This is a genomic window from Parapedomonas caeni, assembly GCF_041060555.1.
Taxonomy (GTDB): domain Bacteria; phylum Pseudomonadota; class Alphaproteobacteria; order Sphingomonadales; family Sphingomonadaceae; genus CAUJIW01.
This window is the reverse complement of the sequence record NZ_JBEUDS010000010.1, coordinates 92,328-111,987: the sequence shown is the minus strand read 5'-3', so window position 1 is coordinate 111,987 and position 19,660 is coordinate 92,328. Positions and strand designations below refer to the sequence as shown.

The 19,660-nt window shown below is 68.8% G+C and carries 19 protein-coding genes; 13 read left to right on the top strand and 6 right to left on the bottom strand.

Annotated features, from left to right (window positions below):
• Both ABU113_RS09080 and ald read right to left on the bottom strand, forming a co-directional pair.
• Positions 1 to 1,189: IS1380-like element ISKpn23 family transposase (locus tag ABU113_RS09080; RefSeq protein WP_454559189.1), on the bottom strand; the 1,189-nt coding region annotated here is incomplete at its 3' end.
• 410 nt (positions 1,190 to 1,599) lie between these two features.
• Positions 1,600 to 2,712: an alanine dehydrogenase gene (gene ald, locus ABU113_RS09075; protein ID WP_454559188.1), complete on the bottom strand. Its 1,113-nt coding sequence runs from the start codon at positions 2,710 to 2,712 to the stop codon at positions 1,600 to 1,602.
• Positions 2,713 to 2,841: 129 nt separating this feature from the next.
• On the opposite strand from ald, the gene ABU113_RS09070 reads away from it, so the two are divergent.
• The 3 genes from ABU113_RS09070 (at position 2,842) to ABU113_RS09060 (ending at position 6,447) form a co-directional block, all read left to right on the top strand.
• A complete protein-coding gene (locus ABU113_RS09070; protein ID WP_454559187.1) occupies positions 2,842 to 3,312 on the top strand; it encodes an Lrp/AsnC family transcriptional regulator in 471 nt (156 codons plus the stop codon).
• A 242-nt stretch (positions 3,313 to 3,554) separates the two neighbouring features.
• Positions 3,555 to 5,438 carry a potassium transporter Kup gene (locus ABU113_RS09065; protein WP_454559186.1) on the top strand — a complete coding sequence of 628 codons (1,884 nt, stop codon included), beginning with the start codon at positions 3,555 to 3,557 and terminating at the stop codon, positions 5,436 to 5,438.
• Positions 5,439 to 5,571: 133 nt separating this feature from the next.
• A complete protein-coding gene (locus tag ABU113_RS09060; RefSeq protein ID WP_454559185.1) occupies positions 5,572 to 6,447 on the top strand; it encodes a 3-hydroxybutyryl-CoA dehydrogenase in 876 nt (291 codons plus the stop codon).
• Between the two features lie 81 nt (positions 6,448 to 6,528).
• On the opposite strand, the gene ABU113_RS09055 is transcribed toward ABU113_RS09060, so the two are convergent.
• Positions 6,529 to 7,140: a glutathione S-transferase N-terminal domain-containing protein gene (locus ABU113_RS09055; protein WP_454559184.1), complete on the bottom strand. Its 612-nt coding sequence runs from the start codon at positions 7,138 to 7,140 to the stop codon at positions 6,529 to 6,531.
• Between the two features lie 203 nt (positions 7,141 to 7,343).
• Between ABU113_RS09055 and ABU113_RS09050 the strand changes: the two genes are divergently transcribed.
• A complete protein-coding gene (locus tag ABU113_RS09050) occupies positions 7,344 to 8,009 on the top strand; it encodes a glutathione S-transferase family protein (RefSeq protein ID WP_454559183.1) in 666 nt (221 codons plus the stop codon).
• Here ABU113_RS09050 and ABU113_RS09045 read toward each other — a convergent pair.
• A complete protein-coding gene (locus ABU113_RS09045; protein ID WP_454559182.1) occupies positions 8,006 to 8,611 on the bottom strand; it encodes a TlpA family protein disulfide reductase in 606 nt (201 codons plus the stop codon). The two genes, ABU113_RS09050 and ABU113_RS09045, sit on opposite strands and share 4 nt — an antisense overlap.
• Positions 8,608 to 9,945, bottom strand: coding sequence for a Xaa-Pro dipeptidase (locus tag ABU113_RS09040; RefSeq protein ID WP_454559181.1), 1,338 nt, complete (start codon positions 9,943 to 9,945; stop codon positions 8,608 to 8,610). Before ABU113_RS09040 ends, ABU113_RS09045 begins: the two co-directional genes overlap by 4 nt.
• Before the next feature lie 59 nt (positions 9,946 to 10,004).
• Between ABU113_RS09040 and argH the strand changes: the two genes are divergently transcribed.
• The 5 genes from argH to galU all read left to right on the top strand — a co-directional run bounded on the left by argH (position 10,005) and on the right by galU (position 16,157).
• Positions 10,005 to 11,375, top strand: a complete 1,371-nt coding sequence (gene argH, locus ABU113_RS09035) for an argininosuccinate lyase (RefSeq protein ID WP_454559194.1) — start codon at positions 10,005 to 10,007, stop codon at positions 11,373 to 11,375.
• Positions 11,372 to 11,557 (top strand): hypothetical protein, encoded by a 186-nt coding sequence (locus ABU113_RS09030; protein ID WP_454559180.1) that lies wholly within the window; start codon positions 11,372 to 11,374, stop codon positions 11,555 to 11,557. The genes argH and ABU113_RS09030 overlap by 4 nt, the downstream gene beginning before the upstream one ends.
• Before the next feature lie 2 nt (positions 11,558 to 11,559).
• Positions 11,560 to 12,831 (top strand): diaminopimelate decarboxylase, encoded by a 1,272-nt coding sequence (gene lysA / locus ABU113_RS09025; RefSeq protein ID WP_454559179.1) that lies wholly within the window; start codon positions 11,560 to 11,562, stop codon positions 12,829 to 12,831.
• A 3-nt stretch (positions 12,832 to 12,834) separates the two neighbouring features.
• Positions 12,835 to 15,168: a DUF4175 family protein gene (locus ABU113_RS09020; RefSeq protein WP_454559178.1), complete on the top strand. Its 2,334-nt coding sequence runs from the start codon at positions 12,835 to 12,837 to the stop codon at positions 15,166 to 15,168.
• 113 nt (positions 15,169 to 15,281) lie between these two features.
• Entirely contained in the window at positions 15,282 to 16,157 is an 876-nt protein-coding gene (galU, locus tag ABU113_RS09015) for a UTP--glucose-1-phosphate uridylyltransferase GalU (RefSeq protein WP_454559177.1), read from the top strand.
• Here the strand turns inward: galU and ABU113_RS09010 are convergent.
• A complete protein-coding gene (locus ABU113_RS09010) occupies positions 16,120 to 16,713 on the bottom strand; it encodes a CDP-alcohol phosphatidyltransferase family protein (RefSeq protein WP_454559176.1) in 594 nt (197 codons plus the stop codon). The genes galU and ABU113_RS09010 overlap by 38 nt on opposite strands.
• A 148-nt stretch (positions 16,714 to 16,861) precedes the next feature.
• On the opposite strand from ABU113_RS09010, the gene ABU113_RS09005 reads away from it, so the two are divergent.
• From ABU113_RS09005 to ABU113_RS08990, 4 genes are all read left to right on the top strand, one after another.
• A complete protein-coding gene (locus ABU113_RS09005) occupies positions 16,862 to 17,293 on the top strand; it encodes a TIGR01244 family sulfur transferase (protein WP_454559175.1) in 432 nt (143 codons plus the stop codon).
• A complete protein-coding gene (locus tag ABU113_RS09000; protein ID WP_454559174.1) occupies positions 17,290 to 18,240 on the top strand; it encodes an NADP-dependent oxidoreductase in 951 nt (316 codons plus the stop codon). Before ABU113_RS09005 ends, ABU113_RS09000 begins: the two co-directional genes overlap by 4 nt.
• Before the next feature lie 13 nt (positions 18,241 to 18,253).
• Positions 18,254 to 18,673, top strand: coding sequence for a hypothetical protein (locus ABU113_RS08995; protein ID WP_454559173.1), 420 nt, complete (start codon positions 18,254 to 18,256; stop codon positions 18,671 to 18,673).
• 73 nt (positions 18,674 to 18,746) lie between these two features.
• Positions 18,747 to 19,643 (top strand): sterol desaturase family protein, encoded by an 897-nt coding sequence (locus ABU113_RS08990; RefSeq protein WP_454559172.1) that lies wholly within the window; start codon positions 18,747 to 18,749, stop codon positions 19,641 to 19,643.
• Positions 19,644 to 19,660 lie beyond the last annotated feature (17 nt).

The following is a 19,660-nucleotide window of genomic DNA, read 5'->3' as shown; positions in this document are numbered from 1 at the left end:
AGTCGGCCATCGTCTCGGGCAACTCGATGCAGCGCAAGAAGATGGCCAGGTTGTAGGCCAGCGCATGCAGTTGCAGTCGCACCTCATTGTCGCGGAACTTCCGGCATGACAGCCGCGTCCAGTGGAAGGCATATTTACCTTCCTTGATGTGCTGCTCGGCGGTGCCGCGCTGGTTATAGAACCGCACCACCCAGTCGGGCTCCATCGGCAGGTTGGTGACGATGAAGCCGACACGCGGGAACAGTTCGCCCGGATGCCATTCGATCTTGGCGATCACCCGGCGTTCCTTGTCCCAGGATGCCGCCTGATACTCGAAGTCTTCGTAGAAGCGCTTGACCTTGGTCAGCGAAGGTCGCCCGACAGGGCGCGTCAGCCGATGCGCGATCTTCTCGCGCAGGACGTTGTTCGCAGGCAGCCGGATGGCGTAGAAGAATCGGGCTTCTTCCAGCCGCTCATAGATCGCGGGGATCGCGTAGGCGGCGTCAGCCCGGAAGAACCGGCCGCAAAGGTCGCGCTCCGCGTAGCGGGCGATGACGGGGTCGAGAACGTCCCGCCAGCCATCGGCGCTGTGGACGTTGCCATGGCGCAAGGCGCAGCGCTCCAGCATGCCGAACTGGTTGAACAAAAAGTTCGGGTGATAGCAGGTGCAGTCGAAATGCCCGTTCCAGGCCGCGCCCTCCTGATCGCCATGGGTGGGGCTGACCGAACTGTCCATGTCCAGAACGATGTACTTCAGCCCGTTACGGTCATGGAACCGGTCGATCCATTGGCCATTCAGGTCGGCCAGCGCGGCACGGTTCTCGGGCTGTGCCAGTGTCTCGGTCTCGAACCGTCCCATCTGCGAGGCCGAGGCCGCTTGCGCATCGACAGCCCTTCCACCCACGACCTGGCGCATCACCGGATCGAGGGCCAGGCGGTCGGCGTCGTTCACATCCTCGTATCCGGCCAGTCGCCCGAACACCGATTGCCGGAACAACCCGTCAAGCCGGTGGACCGTGTTCTTGCCGCGCCGGGTGTCGCGCAATGCTTTTGCCGCCAGATCGGACAGCCCGAGCGCGTCATCCAGCTCGCGCATCACCAGCAGGCCGCCGTCGGAACTGAGCTGCGCACCTCGGAACTCCACATGCACCCGGCGGTCGAACTCGACCCGATCTGCCCGCTTCGAACCCGCACCCTCTGGGTGATCCATCAAACGCGCCCCTCACGGCCATCAACACCATGATTTATATCGGAAATATTGAGATCCTGACAGCAAAATCAGCGATTTACTTGGGGAATGTGGGCCGCGATCTCCTCCTCGTCGTCGATGACAAGGACACGCGCCTTTCCCTGGCTTGCTGACAAGTCGGTCACCGACATGTCCTCCCGACGCACAGCTTGATAGCGGATCGATTTCGAACTTATAGCCCCGGACCCGCATCCCCGAACAATACTATGTGCAATCAGGAGTTAATAAATCCACAAATCGTACTGAATCAGACTTTTGTCTCTCCAGACAGCCGTCCGCGGCTGCTCGGCGGGGGGTCGGGACGCGCTCCTGCCCCCCCGCCCGTCGTCCGGCGCGCAGCCGGGACAGCGAATCGGTCCGGCGGACGCTGCTCAGTCAAGCCACGATGGCCGCCGGAACGGCAGGTCGAGATCGCGCGCCACCGCCTCGTAGGTGATGAAGCCGCCAGCGACGTTGAGACCGTTGGCAAGATGACGATTGGCGCGCATCGCCTCGACCGGCCCCTTGTTGGCCAGTTGCAGCGCGAACGGCAGCGTCGCCGAGTTCAGCGCGAAGGTGGAGGTGCGAGCCACCGCCCCCGGCATGTTGGCGACGCAATAGTGGATGACGCCCTCCTCGACATAGACCGGGTTGGCATGTGTCGTCGCCCGCGAGGTTTCAAAGCAGCCGCCCTGATCAATGGCGATGTCGACCAGTACCGAACCGCGTTTCATGGTTTTCAGCATATCGCGGGTGACCAGCTTGGGCGCCGCCGCCCCTGGCACCAGCACCGCGCCGATGACGACATGGGCCCGGGCCACCGCGGCGGCGATAGCGGCGCGGCTGGCATAGGCGGTGGCGACAGTGCCGCTGAAATAGGCGTCCAGCTCGGCCAGACGGTCGAGCGAGATATCGTAGATCGTCACGTCCGCGCGCATGCCCGCCGCGATGACGGCGGCGTTGAAACCGGCGACACCGGCACCGAGGATGGCAACACGCGCGGGCGCCACGCCGGGGACGCCACCCAGCAGCACGCCGCGGCCACCCTGCTCCTTCTCCAGATAATGCGCGCCGACCTGGGCCGACATGCGCCCGGCGACCTCCGACATCGGCCGCAGCAGCGGCAGCCGGCCATGGGCATCGGTGACGGTCTCGTAAGCGATGCAGGTGGCGCCCGATGCCATCAACGCCTCCGCCTGAGGCTTGTCGGCGGCCAGATGCAGATAGGTGAACAGTGTGTGGGCCGGCGTCAGCCAGGCACATTCGTGCAGCTGCGGCTCCTTGACCTTGACGATCATCTCCGCCCGCTGGAACACCGCCTGCGGCGTTTCCAGAATGCGGGCGCCAGCGGCGACATATTCCTGGTCGTCAAAATCAATGCCGGCACCGGCACCGGTCTCGACAAACACCTCGTGGCCAGCGGCGGCAAGTTCCGCGACGGATGGCGGCGTCAGCCCGACGCGATACTCATGAACCTTGATCTCTCTGGGTACCCCGATGCGCATATGCCTCTCCTCCATGGCCTGTGGACGGGATTATATCGCAATCAACGGACAATTATTTTGTGTTCTTCCGCCTCTTGAACGAAAATGCACAAAAATCTCCTTTCCGGTCGCCAGGCAGTTGAATATTTTATGAACCTTGACACCTTCGACACCGCCATTCTGGAGCATCTTCAGCGGGACGGGCGCCTGACCAGCGCCGAACTGGGCGAGCGCATCGGCCTGTCCGCCTCCGCCACCCATCGGCGGGTCAAACTGCTGGAACAGGCCGGCATCATCGCCGGCTACACGGCGCTGCTGTCCGCAGAAGCGCAGGGTCGGCCCTCGACGGTGTTCGTGGCGGTAACGCTGGCCGACCAGCGGCAGGAAACGCTCGATCGCTTCGAACGGGCGCTGGCACGTCATCCGGAAGTCACCGAGTGCTACCTGATCGCAGCCGAGTCGGACTATCTGCTCAAGGTAATGGTGCCCGCCGATGATCGTTACGAGCGCATCCACCGGGACGTGCTGTCCGCTCTGCCGGGCGTGCGCCGGGTGATCTCCCAGTTCGCCATTCGTCCGGTTTTCCGCCGGTCCCCGCCGGCGGCACCGGTCGTCGCCTGATGCCGCCGGCGGGGCGGGCCGGCAGGTCGGCTTGTCGCCCGCGATCACCTGTGCTACGGCCGCGACCAGTTGTTTGCACTGCAACAAGGGTTCGCATCCCCGACGGCGAGCGTCGGCCCCCAACCGCCCCGGCGCTGGCCGGATGGCAGTACCCTCATCAGGCTGGCCAGCGGGCGTGACCCGGCGACCGGCCATTGAGCGGAACCACTCCCTCTCCCCTCCTCGGAGCGCGCGCACAGTCCATGTCTGGTCCATCGCAACACGCACACGGCCGCGGCCCGCTGTGGAAACTGATGATCGGCGCCATGGGCGTCGTCTACGGTGACATCGGTACCAGCCCGCTCTACGCCATGCGCGAGTCGTTCGCCGGCCACCACCCGCTGGCGATCGACCAGATTCACATCTTCGGCGTGCTGTCGCTGGTGTTCTGGTCGATGATCCTCGTGGTGACGGTGAAGTATGTCGCCTTCACCATGCGCGCCGACAACAAGGGCGAAGGCGGCTCGCTGGCCCTGCTGGCGCTGATCTCCAACAAGGTCTCGGGCGCCAAGTGGACATCCGGCATCGTGCTGCTGGGCGTCTTCGCCACCGCGCTGTTCTATGGCGACAGCATGATCACGCCGGCGATCTCGGTTCTTTCGGCGGTCGAGGGCCTGTCGGTCATCAACCCGGCACTGTCGACCTTCGTGGTGCCGCTGGCGCTGATCATCCTGGTCGGCCTGTTCGTCATCCAGAGCCGCGGCACCGCCCGCGTCGGCGCGCTGTTCGGGCCGATCATGCTGCTGTATTTCGCGGTCCTGGCAGTGCTGGGGCTGATCAACATCGCCCGGGTGCCGGAAGTGCTGCTGGCACTGAACCCGTGGTACGCGGTGCAGTTTTTCATTGTCGACGGGGTCAAGGCCTTCCTGGCGCTGGGCTCCGTGGTGCTGGCCGTTACCGGCGCCGAAGCGCTTTATGCCGACATGGGCCATTTCGGCCGGCGACCGATCCGGGTGTCCTGGCTGGTCTATGTCATGCCTGCCCTGATGCTGAACTATCTCGGCCAGGGCGCGATGCTGCTGGCGGATCCCTCGGCGATCCAGAGCCCGTTCTTCCTGCTGGCGCCGGAGTGGGCGCTGATACCGCTGGTGATGCTGGCCACCATGGCAACCGTGATCGCCAGCCAGGCGGTCATCACCGGCGCCTTCTCGGTGACCCAGCAGGCGATCCAGCTCGGCTTCCTGCCACGCCTGTCGATCAAGTTCACCTCCGCCTCCGCCCAGGGCCAGATCTACATCCCCTTCATCAACTGGGGCCTGATGGTCTGCGTCATCGCCCTGGTGCTGACGTTCAAGAGTTCAAGCAATCTCGCCGCCGCCTACGGCATCGCCGTCACCGGCGCCATGACCATCGACACGATCCTGCTGGGCGTCGTCGTCTTCTCGCTGTGGCGGTGGAACCGCTGGGTCGGCTTCGGCCTGCTCGGCGTGTTCCTGGCCGTCGATGTCGCCTATTTCTCGGCCAACCTGACCAAGGTGCCCGACGGCGGCTGGGTGCCGCTGGTGATCGGCCTTGTGATCTTCACCCTGCTCACCACCTGGAGCCGCGGCCGCCAGCTGATGCAGAAGAAACTGCTTGAATCGGCGATGCCTATCGAGGTCTTCATCAAGTCGGCCTCCACCACCGCGACCCGGGTGCCGGGGACCGCCGTGTTCCTGACCTCGACGGCCACCGGCGTGCCGCATGCGCTGCTGCACAACATGAAGCACAACAAGATCCTGCACGAGCGGGTGGTGTTCCTGACCATGAACATCGACAACGTGCCCTATGTGCCCGCGACCAGCCGCATCACCGTCGAGGCGCTGGGCGAGGGCTTCTATCGCATCATCGTCCGCTACGGCTTCATGCAGGATCCGGACATTCCCAAGGCGCTGGCGCTGGCCGAACCGCAGGGTCTCACCTTCAAGATGATGGAGACCAGCTTCTTCCTGGCGCGCCAGACACTGATCGCCTCGGAGAAGCCGGGCATGGCGTTGTGGCGGGAAAAGGTGTTCGCCTGGATGCTGCGCAACGCCACCAACGCCATGGAATTCTTCAAGCTGCCGACCAACCGCGTGGTGGAGCTGGGCAGCCAGGTGGAAATCTGACGTCACGGCGTCGCCGGCGGGAAGTCGGCACGGACGCCGGGGCTGGCAAAAGCAGGGCTGGACAAGCGCGCCCGGCGGCTTGAAAGAGGCCGGGCATCTTGGTTTTCGTGATTCATCTTGTGGGAGTTGAGAGATGGCTGTTCAGACAATCGGTGTTATCGGCGCGGGCCTGATGGGCAACGGCATCGCGCATGTGTCGGCGGTGGCCGGCTTCAACGTGGTGCTGGCCGACGTGGCGATCGAACGCTGCGAGAAGGCGCGGGCGACCATCGAGGCCAATCTCGGCCGCCAGCTCGCCAAGGGCGCCATCACCGAGGCCGACATGCAGGCGGCGCTGGCGCGCATCACGCTCACCACCGATTTCGCCGACTTCCGCGACGCCGACCTGGTGATCGAGGCGGCAACCGAGAACGAGGCCATCAAGCGCGACATCTTCGCCAAGCTGGGCGCGGTGCTGAAGCCCGAGGCGATGATCGCCTCCAACACCTCGTCGATCTCCATCACCCGGCTCGCCGCCGCCACCGACCGGCCGGACCGCTTCATCGGCATGCACTTCTTCAACCCGGTGCCGGTGATGAAGCTGGTCGAGATCATCACCGGCCTGGCGACCTCGGCGGATACCGCGGCGGCTGTCACCGAGGCCGCCCGCCGCATGGGCAAGACCGTGGTCGCCGCCGGCGACTCACCGACCTTCATCGTCAACCGCATCCTCTGTCCGATGCTCAACGAGGCGATCTTCGCGCTGGGCGAGGGGCTGGGCTCGATCGAGGACATCGACATGGGCATGAAGCTTGGCGCCAATCACCCGATGGGCCCGCTGACGCTGGCGGACTTCGTCGGCCTCGACACCCTGCTCGCCGTCATGCGGGTGATGCAGGAAGGCTTCGGCGATCCCAAGTACCGCCCGGCGCCGCTGCTGGTGAAGTATGTCGAGGCCGGCTGGTACGGCAAGAAGTCCGGTCGCGGCTTCTACGACTATAGCGGCGACAAGCCGGTGCCGACCCGCTGAGCCTGCTCGCAGCCTGCCTGCCTTCCCCTGGCGGTGGCACCGTCGCCGCCAGGGCGCGGGCGTCAAGACCGGCGCGTTCGACTAGGCCGGTTCGGTCGCCACAAACACCGGGTGCCGGCGCACCGCCTCGTCCCATGCCGCCAGTCCGGGCCGACCAGCTCGCCAGTCCCGGTCGCCATAGCGGAAATCGAGATAACCCAGCGCGCAGGCCAGGGCGACGGTGCCGATGGTCCACTGTGCCGGCGTCGTCGCCTCGTCGAGCATGGCCGCCTCCCCCTCCAGCAGATCGAGGGTGCGGACGACCGCCGACCACAGCCGGGCGCGATGTTCGCCGCGTGCTGCCTCCTCGGGCCGCATCGCTTCCATCCGACCCAGCACGGCGGCATCGGTGATGCCGTCGGCCAGCGCATGCAGCCGCTCGACCCGCCAGCGGTCGGGACCGGCCGGCGTCAGCGGCGGCGCCTCGCCGAGGCTGTCGAGAAAGGCGCAGATCACTGGGCTGTCCACCAGAGACCGCCCGTCGTCGGTGATCAGCGCCGGCACCTTGGACAGCGGATTGGCCGCCAGCAGCGCCGGCGGCGAGGCGTGGGCGTTGACGGTGACGCGCTCAAGCCGGTCGTCGAGACCGCGCAACATCGCGGCGACCACCACCTTGCGGACATAGGGGCTGGTGGCGGAATAGAAGAGCTGCATGACTGGTGCCTTCGGTTGCGTGCATGGCGTTGACGCCCGGATTGACGCGGAGACGCCCTTGCTCCGGTTAGACAGCGGCGCGCGCCGGAGCAAGGGCCGGTTGGCCAGGACGGATGGCCAAGCCCGGCCAGCCTCGGCTATAGCCTGCACAACGCATGCGTCCGGCCCGCCGGTCGCCCCCGGCCGTCGCCAAGGAGAGTTTCATGTCGGATCTGCACCTCGTCATCGGCAACAGGAATTATTCGTCATGGTCGCTGCGGCCGTGGCTGGCGCTGAAAGCCACCGGGCTACCGTTCAGCGAGACCGTGCTCAACCTCTATACCGACGAAACCACCGCCTGGCTGGCCGCCACCTCGCCCAACCGCAAGGTGCCGCTGCTGGAAGTCGGCACGCTGAAAATCTGGGATTCGCTGGCGATCATCGAATATCTCGCCGAACTGGCGCCCGCGGCGGGCCTGTGGCCGGAAGACGCCACGGCGCGTGCCATCGCCCGCTCGGTCTCGGCCGAGATGCACGCGGGCTTCCAGGCGCTGCGCCAGCATCTGGGCATGAACATCCGCAAACGCTTCCCCGGTTACCCGGTACCGGCGGCAGCCCTGGCCGACATCGACCGGGTACAGGCGCTGTGGGCCGACTGCCGCGCCCGCTTCGGCGCTGGCGGCCCGTTCCTGTTCGGTGCCTTCTCGGCCGCCGACTGCATGTACGCGCCGGTGGTGACCCGCTTCGTCACCTACGACGTGGCGCTGACGCCGGCGGCCCAGGCCTATGTCGAGGCCATGGTGGCACAGCCATGGCTCGCCGAATGGTCGGTCGCCGCCGAGCAGGAAGCGTGGGTGATCGAGAAGTTCGAGGCGACCTGGCCGGCCTAACCCGCCGCCGTCACGGCGGCGAGCAGCGTCTTTACCGCCTTGCTGTCCCACTCGGCGCCGTAGGTCAGGCGCGCGACCTCGCGGCCCCGGGCGTCGTAGATCACCGTCACCGGCAGACCCTTCGCCTTCAGCGCCAGTGCCAGCTTGTTGGGCTTGTCGATGTAGGGGGTGAGCGTCTTCAGGCCACGTCTTGCCCAGAAGGGATCGACCGCCCGCCAGCCCGCCATGTCCTGCGAGACGGTGACCACCGCCACCGCGCGCGGGTCGACACTGGCCGCCAGCCGGTCGAGCGACGGCATCTCCTTGACGCACGGCGCACACCAGGTGGCCCACAGGTTGAGCACCACCACCCGGCCGCGGAAGTCGGCCAGACTCACCGCCTTGCCAGCCTTGGCCTCGAACGGCACCGCCGGCGCCGGCGTGCCGGCGGCGGCAAAGTCCAGCCGCTTGAGATCACCGACCGCATAACGGCCATAGTCGGCCGCCGCCGCGGCCCCGCCGGCGAGGCTGACCGCTCCCGCCAGCAGCGGCACGGCCAGCAGCACCGCCGCCAGCCGCCGCCACATCGTCGCCACCCCGGGCCCCGTCGGCAGAGGGCTCATCGCGCGATCACCGTGCCGTCCTGGCGATAGACGACACCACCCTTCATCACGAAGTCGATGCCTTCCAGCCTGGAGATGTCGGTCAGCGGATCGGCCTTGACGGCGACGATGTCCGCCTTCAGCCCGGGCGCCAGCGCGCCCCACTGCTTCTCGACCCCCAGCGAGGTGGCGCCGTTGATGGTCGCCGCCTGGATCGCCTGCATCGGCGTCATGCCATACTCGACCATGTAGCGGAACTGCTTCGCCACATCCTTGTGCGGATAGACGCCGGCGTCGGTGCCGTAGGTCATCTTGACGCCCGCCTTCAGCGCCTTGCGGAAATTGTCGCGCTGGACCTGCGCGATGTCCCGATCCTTCTTGAGGAACTCCTCCAGCGTGCCGTTGGCGGCGCCATAGGCCTGGGTGAACTCGGTATTGTAGATGTCCATCGAGAAGAAGGCGCCGGTCTTCCTGGCCAGCGCGATGCCCTCGTCGTCGAGCAGGCTGACATGCTCCACCGCGTCGACGCCGCTGCGCAGCGCGGCCTTGATGCCGGACGCGCCGTGGGCATGCACGGTCACCTTGCGGCCGTGCATGTGCGCCTCGTCGATCATCGCCTTCATCTCGGCTTCGGTGAACTGCTGCGCGCCGAGCTGGGTGCCCTTGGAAAAAACGCCGCCGGTGCCACAGAACTTGATGTGGTCGACACCGTACTTGACGTTGCGGCGGACCATCTTGCGCACCGCCACCTCGCCGTCGGCGACGCCCTCGGCAATGTCGTCATACTCCGGCGGCAGCAGGTTGTTGTCGCAATGGCCGCCGGTGATGCCCAGCGCCGGGCCGGAGGCGCGCACCCGCGGGCCGATGATCTCGCCGGCCTCGATGGCGTCGCGGATGGCAACGTCGGCGTATCCGGCCGAGCCGACATCGCGCACGGTGGTGAAGCCGGCCAGCAGCATGGTGCGGGCGTTGCCGGCGCCGCGCACCGCGCCGCGCGGCACCGAATCCGCCAGCCCCTCATAGGAACCGCTGTAGGGATTGGCGGTGATGTGGGTGTGGGTGTCGATGAAGCCCGGCATTACCGTCGAGGCCGACAGGTCGATGATGGTGGCGCCCGCCGGCACCGTCGCGCCGCCAGCCGGGCCGACGCTGACAATGGTGTCGCCGCTGACAACGATCAGCTGGTCGGTGAGCACCCGGCCGTTGACCACATCCACCAGGCGACCGGCCTTGATGGCGAGCGTCGGCGCGGCCGGTTCGGCCGCGCCGACCGGTCCAAAGGCGCTTGCGGCGAGAAGCCCCAGGCCGTATGCGCCGTAGCGTCCGGCGCGCCGGACGAGTGAATACGCGAACATCTTTTTTCTCCTGCGGATCGGTCGGAGGGACCATGACGGACAGCAAGGCGGCGAACCAGTTGTGGGGTGGTCGATTCGGCGCCGGCCCGTCGGCGATCATGACCGAAATTAACGCTTCCATCGGTTTCGACAAGCGGTTGTGGAAGCAGGACATCGCGGGTTCGCGGGCGCATGCCGCCATGCTGGCCAAGGCCGGCGTGCTCAGCGCGGCCGACAACGCCGCGATCCAGCAGGGGCTCGACACCGTGGCCGCCGAGATCGAGGCCGGCCAGATGGCGTGGAACCCGGCGCTGGAGGACATCCACATGCATGTGGAATCCCGGCTGGCCGAGCTGATCGGCGAGCCGGCCAAGCGGCTGCACACCGCCCGTTCGCGCAACGACCAGGTGGCGACCGACTTCAAGCTGTGGGTGCGCGACGCCATCGACCAGATCGATGCCGGCCTGGTCGCCTTCCAGCGGGCGCTGCTGGCCCGCGCCGACGAACACGCCGAGACGGTGATGCCCGGCTTCACCCATCTGCAGGTCGCCCAGCCGGTGACGCTGGGGCACCATCTGATGGCCTATGTCGCCATGGCGGCGCGCGATCGCGGCCGCTTCGCCGACGCCCGCCGCCGGGCCAACGAATGCCCGCTGGGGGCGGCCGCCCTGGCGGGCACCAGCTTCCCGATCGACCGGGCGATGACCGCCGCCGCGCTGGGCTTCGACCGGCCGACCGCCAATTCGCTCGACTCGGTGTCCGACCGCGACTTCGCGCTGGAGTTCCTCTCGGCGGCCGCGCTCACCGGCCTGCACCTGTCGCGGCTGGCGGAAGAGATCATCATCTGGGCCAGCCAGCCCTACAAGTTCGTCAGCCTGCCCGACGCCTTCTCCACCGGTTCGTCGATCATGCCGCAAAAGCGCAACCCGGACGCCGCCGAGCTGGTGCGCGCCAAGGTCGGCCGACTGCTCGGCGCCTTCCAGTCGCTGGCCGTGGTGATGAAGGGGCTGCCGCTGGCCTATTCCAAGGACATGCAGGACGACAAGGAACCGGTGTTCCACGCCGTCGACACCCTGGGCCTGTGTCTCGCGGCCATGACCGGCATGGTCGAGACGCTGGTCTTCAACACCGCGCCGATGCGGGCGGCGGCCGCCAGCGGGTTCTCCACCGCGACCGACCTTGCCGACTGGCTGGTACGCGCGGGTGGGGTGCCCTTCCGCGAGGCCCACCACATCACCGGCCGCGCGGTGAAGCTGGCGGAGGAGAAGGGCCTGATGCTGCACGAACTGGCGCTCGACGATCTCAAGGCGGTGGATGCCCGCATCACCGACGACATCTATTCGGTGCTGACGGTGGAAGCCTCGGTCGCCAGCCGCACCAGCCATGGCGGCACCGCGCCGTCGCAGGTGCGCGCCGCCATCGCCGCCGCCCGCCAGGAGCTGGGGCTGTGAGCGGCGCGATGATCCGGTTCGGCCTGCTGGCGGGCGCCGTCCTGGCGCTGGCCGCCTGCGGCAAGCACGGCCCGCTGGAGCCGCCGGCCGGCGTCACCCCGCCCAAGCCGATCTGGGAAACGCAGGCGCCGCCTGCTGACACCCCCGCCAACCAACCGCCCGCAGCTCAACCAAAGGCCTGATCATGCGCCACTTCGACTACCGCGATGGCGTGCTGCACGCTGAAGGCGTCGCCATCCCCGACATCGCGGCGGCGGTCGGCACACCGTTCTACTGCTATTCCACCGCCACCATCGAACGCCACTTCGACGTCTTTTCGCAGGCGTTCGGCGGCCAGCAGGCGCTGGTGTGCTTCGCGCTGAAGGCCAACTCCAACCAGGCGGTCATCACCACGCTGGCCCGCCGGGGCGCCGGCGCCGACGTGGTGTCGCTGGGCGAGCTGACCCGGGCGCTGCGCGCCGGCATCCCTGCCCACCGCATCGTGTTCTCCGGCGTCGGCAAGACGCCGGCGGAAATGGCGGAAGCACTGAAGGTGGGCATCCACCAGTTCAACGTCGAATCCGAGCCCGAGCTGGAGGCGCTCAGCGCCGTCGCCGCCAGCCTCGGCAAGACCGCGCCGATCGCCTTTCGCGTCAACCCGGACGTCGACGCCAGGACTCACGCCAAGATTTCCACCGGCAAGGCCGAAAACAAGTTCGGCATCCCGTGGAAGCGGGCGCGCGAGGCCTATGGCCTGGCCGCCCGGCTGCCGGGCATCGAGGTGGTGGGCGTCGACGTGCACATCGGCAGCCAGCTGACCCAGCTGGAGCCATTCGAGGCCGCCTTCACCCGGGTCGGCGAGCTGATCCATGCGCTGCGCGCCGACGGCCACCGTATCGACCGCGCCGATCTCGGCGGTGGGCTGGGCATCCCCTACCATGAGGACGCCGACGCGCCGCCGCTGCCGGTCGCCTATGGCGAGATGGTGCAGCGGCTGACCCACAATCTCGGCGTCAGCCTGATTCTCGAACCCGGCCGGCTGATCGTCGGCAACGCCGGCATCCTGGTCGCGCGGGTGCTCTACGTGAAGCAGGGCGCCAGCAAGCCGTTCGTCATCCTCGACGCGGCGATGAACGACCTCATCCGCCCGTCGCTCTATGAGGCCCACCACGATATCGTGCCGGTGGTCGAGCCCGCCGCCGCCACGCCGGCGATGACCGCGACCATCGTCGGCCCGGTGTGCGAGACCGGCGACACCTTCGCCACCGACCGCACGCTGCCGGAAGTGAAGCCCGGCGACCTGATGGTGCTGCACTCCGCCGGCGCCTATGGCGCGGTGATGGCCTCGACCTACAACACCCGCCTGCTGGTGCCGGAAGTGATGGTCAACGGCGACAGCTTCGCCGTGGTGCGGCCGCGCCCCAGCTACGACGACCTGATCGGACTCGACAGATTGCCGCCGTGGCTCAATGCTTGAGGCATGGCCAGGCCGCAAACGTTCGCCGCTGCTGAACGACTGACCCTGCCGCCGCCGCTCGACCGGCGGGCGGCGGTGGCACGCGCCGTCGTCTGGCTGGAGGCCGGCTGGCCGCTGCTGCGGCAGGGCCTGCTGGCAACGGCCCTGTTCACCGCCCTCGGCCTGCTGGGCGTGTGGCAGGCACTTCCCGGCCTGATACGCTGGACGGTGTTGCTGGGCCTTGCCGGTGGCTGGCTCTGGATCGGCTGGCGGCTGGCCCGGACCATCGGCTGGCCGTCGCAATCCCGCGCGCTGGCGCTGCTTGAGGCGCGCGGCCGCCTTGCCCGTGGTCAGTTGCGCCTGCTGATGGACCGGCCGGCCGGCCCCGGGACCCCCGACAGCGCCTGGCTGTGGCACCACGCCCGCACCGATGCGCTGGCGGCGGCACACCGCACCCGGCTGCCCTGGCCCCGGCTCGATTGCCTGACGGGTGACCGTTTCGGACTCGGGCCGCTGGCGGTGCTGCTGCTGGCGCTGGGCTGGCTGGTAGCGGCCGACCAGCGCGCCATGCGTCTTGACGCCAGCTTCTCGCCCTACTGGTCGAGCCTGGCCGGCATCGCCCTCGACATCACCGTGACTCCGCCGGCCTACACCGGACGTGGACCAGCGGTACATCGCCTGGCTGGCGGCACCCGAACCGAACTCGCGCTGCCTGTCGGAAGCCGGCTGACGCTGGCCGTGAACGGCCTTGATGCCCGCCCCGGCACCGTACGGCTGATCGGGCCCGACGGTGAGGTGACGGCGGTACTGACGGCACGCGGCGCTGCGCTGACGGCGATGGTCGTCCCGGGCAGCGACGGCAGCTACCGGGTCAAATCCGGCTGGCGCACCATCGCGGCGCTGGGGGTGCGGCGGACACCGGACACACCACCGCGTGTCGCGCTGCTGGCGCCGCCCGTGATCACCGCCACCGGCGCGCTGCGGCTGCGCTACCGCATTGCCGACGACTTCGGCGCCACCACGCTTGCCGTCGATGTCGGCCGCGACCGGGAAACACGCCGCCTGCCCGTGCCCTCGTCCCCCGGCGGGAATGGCGAAGGCACGCTGTTTCTCGACCTCACGCCCGACCCCTGGGCCGGCCTGAACGTGCAGCTGCGGCTGGTGGCCCGGGATGCCGCCGGCAACAGCGGCCGCAGCGAGGCGCACCGGCTGACCCTGCCCGAGCGGCAGTTCGGCCGGCCGTTTGCCCAACACATCATCGCCGTGCGCCGCGACCTGCTGCGTCGCCCCGCCACCCGTGCCGTCGCCGCCGGGCGACTGGCCTTCCTGTCCAGCGAACAAGGGCAGTTCGCCGACGACTTCACGGTCTATGCCGGGCTGCGGGCGGCGCGCTGGCGGCTGATCTACGACAAGGACGACCCGCGTGGCTGGTCGGTCGCCCGGCTGCTGTGGGACGTGGCGGTGGACGTCGAGGACGGCGGGCAGGCCCGCTCGCTGGACGACCTGCGGCGCCAGCTTGATGACATCGCCGGACGTCTGGAAGGCGCCACCGACAGCGAACTGGCGGCGATGATGGACGCGCTGACCGGCGCGCTCGCCCGGCATCTCGGCCAGCTGGCGGCCGGCAGCCCGACACCCGACGCGACCGGCGCCAGCGGGGGGCAGGTGATCGACGCCAGCGCGCTTGGCGACATGCTGGCCGACCTGCGCGAGCGACTGGCGGCCGGCGATACCGCCGGCGCCCGCCAGAGCCTCGCCAGCCTGCGCGGACTGATCGAGGCCCTGCGCGCCGGTGGAGGCGGCACGACCGACGGTGCCGCGCTGCATCGGGCCGCCGGGGAGGCGCGGGCGCTGGAAGGCCGGCAGCAGACCCTGTTTGGCGACACCGTGACGGGTGGGCTTGAAGGGCCGTCCGCCTTGCGCCGGCTGGCCGCGCGCCAGCAGGCGCTGGGCAAGGCCGTGGCGGCGCTTGAGGCGCGTTCGCGCCAGGCCGGCAGCCGCGCCGCGGCATCGCTCGCCCAGGCACGGGCCGGCATGAATGACGCCGCGGCGGCGCTGGGCGACGGTCGCGCGCCATCGGCGATGGCGGCACAGGCGCGGGCGCTGCGGGCGCTGGGTCAGGCAACCGCCGAACTCGAGACCGAGGCCGGTCAGGGCCGCGGCGGCGCTGCCGCCGGCATGACCGATCCGCTGGGGCGGATGAGTGGCGGCGCGCTGGGGCCGGAGTTCAGGCTCCCCGACGACCGGGAACGGCGTCTGGTGGATTCCATCCGCAAGACGCTGGAGGACAAGGTCGCCGACCCCCGGGTACCCGAGGCAGAACGCGCCTACTACATGCGACTGCTCAAGCAGTTCTGAAACGCGGGCCCGCGGCCGGCGGGCCGGAAGGAATGACGGCGGCGGCCGCGGGATCGTCACATTTCCCGCCTACTGCCGGTTATCCTTGTCATGATTGCCGGAGATGAATCGCGATGAAACCCGTACGCACCGCCGTTTTCCCCGTGGGTGGCCTGGGCTCGCGCTTCCTGCCCGCCACCAAGGCGATGCCCAAGGAAATGCTGCCCATCGTCGACAAGCCGCTGATCCAGTACGCGGTCGAGGAAGCCCGCGCCGCCGGCATCGAGGAAGTGATCTTCGTCACCGGCCGCGGCAAGACGGCGATCGAGGATCATTTCGACTATGCCGCCGAACTGGAACAGACGCTGGCGGCCCGCGCCAAGCAGGACCAGCTGGCCGAGCTGCGGGGGATCCCCGGCAAGCCGGGCGCCATCGCCTACACCCGCCAGCAGGAACCGCTGGGGCTGGGCCACGCGGTGTGGTGCGCCCGCCAGCTGGTGCGCAACGAACCGTTCGCGGTGCTGCTGGCCGACGACCTCATCCAGGCCGACACGCCGTGCCTGAAGCAGATGATCGAGGCCTACAACGAGGTCGGCGGCAACATCGTCGCGGTGACCGAGGTTCCGGCCGAACACACCAACCGCTATGGCGTCATCGACCCCGGCGCGACGCATGGCCGACTGACCGAGGTGCGCGGCCTGGTGGAAAAGCCGGCGCCGGAGAAGGCGCCGTCGCGGCTGGCGGTGATCGGCCGCTATATCCTGCAGCCGGTGGTGATGGACGTGCTGGGTTCGCAGCAGGCCGGCGCCGGTGGCGAGATCCAGCTCACCGACGCGCTGGCGCGGGTGATCGGCGTTCACCCCTTCCACGGCTATCACTTCGAGGGCAAGCGCTTCGACTGCGGCGACAAGGCCGGTCACGTGATGGCCAACATCGCCTTCGCGCTGGAACGCCCGGACATCGGCCCGGCGGTCAGGACGTTTCTTCACGACCTGAGCGCGACGGCGTGAAGTCCCGCCGTGCCATGGCGCGACGCTCAAAAACATGACGCAGCCAGGCATAGGCGTAAGATATCCCGGAAACGACGGTGACAGCCGCCACGGCGGCGATCAGCGGCCGCATGATCGCCGGCTCGACCCGGCCGAACGCTCCCGTTGCCAGCAGCACCGTCATCGCCGTCATCTGAACCGCCGTCGATACCTTGCCGATGGCCAGGGGCAGCAGCGAATGGCCAAGCCGGAAGGTGCGGGTGAGCGCGGCACCCGCGAGGATGAGCCCGTCGCGGGCCAGCACCAGCAGGGCCAGCCACCATGGCAGCACACCGGTGCTGGCGCCGGCAAGAAAAGTCGCGTTGACCAGCGCCTTGTCCGCCAGCGGGTCCAGCAGCTGACCCAGCGCCGACACCTGACCGAGCCGGCGGGCCAACCAGCCATCCAGCGCGTCGGTAACCGCCACCACCGCGAACAGCGCCGCCGCCAGCACGCCTTCGCCGCTGGCGACGAGCCAGCCCAGTACGGGCGCCAGCACCAGGCGCGCCATGGTCAGCGTGTTGGGCAGGTTCATCATGCCCGCACTCCCCTTCTGCGGCGGCGTCCGCGGCGCCGGACCGGCCGGCAAGGACCGATCCCGGCATCGTTGTGTGTTCTCTGGTTACAGCAGCCTCATTCCTTCATATAAGAATAGCGTGTACCGGCCCAACAGTTGGAGACTTGCGATGTTCCGCGCGCTGACACCCGACTTTTCCGTCGATGGCCAGCTCAGGCCCGAGGACATGCGCCAGGCCGCCGAGGCCGGGTTCACGCTGGTCATCAACAACCGCCCCGAGGGCGAGGAACCCGGCCAGCCGGCCGGTGCCAGCATGGAGTCCGCCGCCCGCGCCGCCGGACTCGACTATGCCGCCATTCCGGTGCGGCCCGGCCAGTTCACCCGCGCCATGGTCGACGAGACGCGCGCCCTGATCGCCGCCGCGCGCGGCCCGGTGCTGGCCTTCTGCCGCTCCGGCGCCCGCTCGACGACGCTGTGGGCGCTGGCGCGCGCCAGCGCCGGCGAGGCGCCGCAGACGCTGATCAGCCAGGCCGCCGCCGCCGGCTACGATGTCTCGCCGATGGCCGACGTGCTCGCAGCACTGGCACGGGAGGCGGCATGAAGGCGGTCTATTATGCCCGCTTCGGCGGCGCCGACCTGCTGAAGGTCGGCGACCTGCCAGCACCCGAACCGCAACCCGGTGAAGTGCTGATCCGGGTGCGCGCCGCCGGCGTCAACCCGATCGACTGGAAACTGCGTGAAGGCCAGTTCAAGGCCGTGTTCCCCTACGCCTTCCCGATCATCCCCGGCTGGGACGCCGCCGGCGAGGTGGCCGGCTTGGGCGCCGACGTCACCGGCTTCGCCCCCGGCGCCAGAGTGATGGCCTATTGCCGCAAGCCAACCGTGCAGTGGGGCTGCTATGCCGAATATGTCACCATGCCGGCGGACGCCGTGGCGCTGACGCCGGCCGGCCTCGACGACCGCCAGGCCGCGGCGCTGCCGCTGGTCGGGCTGACCGCCTGGCAGGCGCTGGTGGAAACCGCCCGCGTGCAGCCAGGACAGAGCGTGTTCATCAACGCCGCCAGCGGTGGTGTCGGCTCGATCGCCGTGCCGCTGGCCCGCCATCTCGGCGCCCGGGTGATCGCGGTGTGCGGCCCCGCCAACGCCGACTATGTCCGCCAGCTCGGCGCCCATGACGTCATCGACTACCGCGCCGCCGACGTCACCGCCGCGACGCTGGCGCTGGCGCCCGAGGGCGTCGACGTGATGCTCGACGGGGTGGGCGGCGAGGCGCTGGCGGCGGCCTATCCGATGGTCCGGCGCGGCGGCACCATCGTCGCCCTGAACAACGCGCCCGACCCCGAGGCCTGTGCCGCCCGCGCCATCACCGGCGTCCGGCTGTTCTCCAGCCCCAACGGCGCGCAGATCGCCCGGGTGGCGGCACTGGTCGCCGAGGGCACCATCCCGGTGGGCGACCTGCATTTCATGCCGCTGGAACAGGCGGCCGAGGCCCAGCGACTGAGCCAGGCCGGCCACGTGCGCGGCAAGATCGTCCTCGACATCGGCTGAGGACGCGCCCGCGATGCTCGGCCAGCTTGCCATTCTCGCCGGGTCGTTCATCGCCATCGTGCTCCTGGCGCTGCTGTGTCGCGTGCTCGGGCTCGGGCGTGTCGCCACCATCGAGTCGCTGGCCGCCGCCGGCGCGGCGGTGCGCCGGCATCAGCTGAGCTTCACCCCGGCTATGGGCGACGGGCAGACCGCCGGGGTGCTGGCGCGCGATGGCAAGGCGGCGCTGGTGTTCGGCGCCGATGGCCGGCTGGGGCTGGTGGTGGCGCTGGGCGACCGGCTGGTGGCCCGTGTGCTGCCCCGGCCACCGGCCGTCGAGACCGCCACCGACGGCCTGACCCTGCGGCTCGACGACATCACCCTGCCGCGCGTCCATCTGGCGCTGACGGCGGCGGACGCGGCGGCGTTGACGGACCGGCTGGGGGCGCTGCCATGACGCCCGCGCGCCACGACCCGCCAAACAAGAACACACCAAGCAAAAACACGCCAAAACGGCTCTGGGGAGTGCCATGCCTGACCTGCCGGACCCCGTAACCCTGGCGATCCCGGCCTTTGTCGGCCTGATCGTGCTGGAAATGCTGCTGGTGCGCGCGACCGGCCGCGGCGCCTACGAGCCGCGTGACACCTTCACCTCGCTGGCGCTGGGCTTCGGCAGCACCGTCTCGGGCCTGATCTTCGGCGGCGCCGTCCTGGCGCTGGGCGTCTGGCTGTACCGCTTCCGGCTGTTCGACATCGGCTGGTCGTGGTGGGCCTGGGGCCTGTGCTTCGTGCTCGACGACTTTGCCTATTACTGGTTCCACCGCACCGCCCACCGGGTGCGCTGGTTCTGGGCCAGCCACGTCATCCACCACTCCAGCCAGCACTACAATCTCTCGACGGCGCTGCGCCAGACCTGGACCGGGCCGATCAGCCTCGCCTTCGTGTTCCGCCTGCCGCTGTTCCTGGCCGGCTTCCCGCCGGCGATGATCCTGTTCTGCGGCGGCCTCAACCTGATCTACCAGTTCTGGATTCATACCGAGATGGTGGACCGGCTGCCGCGCTGGTTCGAGGCGGTGATGAACACGCCTAGCCACCACCGGGTGCACCACGCCACCAACCCGCGCTATCTTGATGCCAACTATGCCGGCGTGTTCATCGTCTGGGACCGGCTGTTCGGCAGCTTCGTGCCCGAACGCGCCGACGAACCGTGCCGCTATGGCATCGTGCGCAACCTCGGCACCTTCAATCCGTTCGTCGCCGCCTTCCATGAGTGGATCGGCATCGCCCGGGATCTCGCCCATGCCCGGTCCTGGCGCGAACGCTGGGGCTGTGTCGCCGGCCCTCCGGGCTGGAGTCCCGACGGCAGTCGGGATACGACGGAGATCATCCGCGCCCGCTGGCAGGCGCTGGGGGAACCGGCCGAATAGCCGCACCCCCGGTGCGT

What these genes read in the sequence shown, in the direction of transcription:
- ald (WP_454559188.1), bottom strand. Translation starts at nt 2,712, where the DNA reads ATGCGCATCGGGGTACCCAGAGAGATCAAGGTTCATGAGTATCGCGTC.
- ABU113_RS09070 (WP_454559187.1), top strand. Translation starts at nt 2,842, where the DNA reads ATGAACCTTGACACCTTCGACACCGCCATTCTGGAGCATCTTCAGCGG.
- ABU113_RS09065 (WP_454559186.1), top strand. Translation starts at nt 3,555, where the DNA reads ATGTCTGGTCCATCGCAACACGCACACGGCCGCGGCCCGCTGTGGAAA.
- ABU113_RS09060 (WP_454559185.1), top strand. Translation starts at nt 5,572, where the DNA reads ATGGCTGTTCAGACAATCGGTGTTATCGGCGCGGGCCTGATGGGCAAC.
- ABU113_RS09055 (WP_454559184.1), bottom strand. Translation starts at nt 7,140, where the DNA reads ATGCAGCTCTTCTATTCCGCCACCAGCCCCTATGTCCGCAAGGTGGTG.
- ABU113_RS09050 (WP_454559183.1), top strand. Translation starts at nt 7,344, where the DNA reads ATGTCGGATCTGCACCTCGTCATCGGCAACAGGAATTATTCGTCATGG.
- ABU113_RS09045 (WP_454559182.1), bottom strand. Translation starts at nt 8,611, where the DNA reads ATGAGCCCTCTGCCGACGGGGCCCGGGGTGGCGACGATGTGGCGGCGG.
- ABU113_RS09040 (WP_454559181.1), bottom strand. Translation starts at nt 9,945, where the DNA reads ATGTTCGCGTATTCACTCGTCCGGCGCGCCGGACGCTACGGCGCATAC.
- lysA (WP_454559179.1), top strand. Translation starts at nt 11,560, where the DNA reads ATGCGCCACTTCGACTACCGCGATGGCGTGCTGCACGCTGAAGGCGTC.
- ABU113_RS09020 (WP_454559178.1), top strand. Translation starts at nt 12,835, where the DNA reads ATGGCCAGGCCGCAAACGTTCGCCGCTGCTGAACGACTGACCCTGCCG.
- galU (WP_454559177.1), top strand. Translation starts at nt 15,282, where the DNA reads ATGAAACCCGTACGCACCGCCGTTTTCCCCGTGGGTGGCCTGGGCTCG.
- ABU113_RS09010 (WP_454559176.1), bottom strand. Translation starts at nt 16,713, where the DNA reads ATGATGAACCTGCCCAACACGCTGACCATGGCGCGCCTGGTGCTGGCG.
- ABU113_RS09005 (WP_454559175.1), top strand. Translation starts at nt 16,862, where the DNA reads ATGTTCCGCGCGCTGACACCCGACTTTTCCGTCGATGGCCAGCTCAGG.
- ABU113_RS09000 (WP_454559174.1), top strand. Translation starts at nt 17,290, where the DNA reads ATGAAGGCGGTCTATTATGCCCGCTTCGGCGGCGCCGACCTGCTGAAG.
- ABU113_RS08995 (WP_454559173.1), top strand. Translation starts at nt 18,254, where the DNA reads ATGCTCGGCCAGCTTGCCATTCTCGCCGGGTCGTTCATCGCCATCGTG.
- ABU113_RS08990 (WP_454559172.1), top strand. Translation starts at nt 18,747, where the DNA reads ATGCCTGACCTGCCGGACCCCGTAACCCTGGCGATCCCGGCCTTTGTC.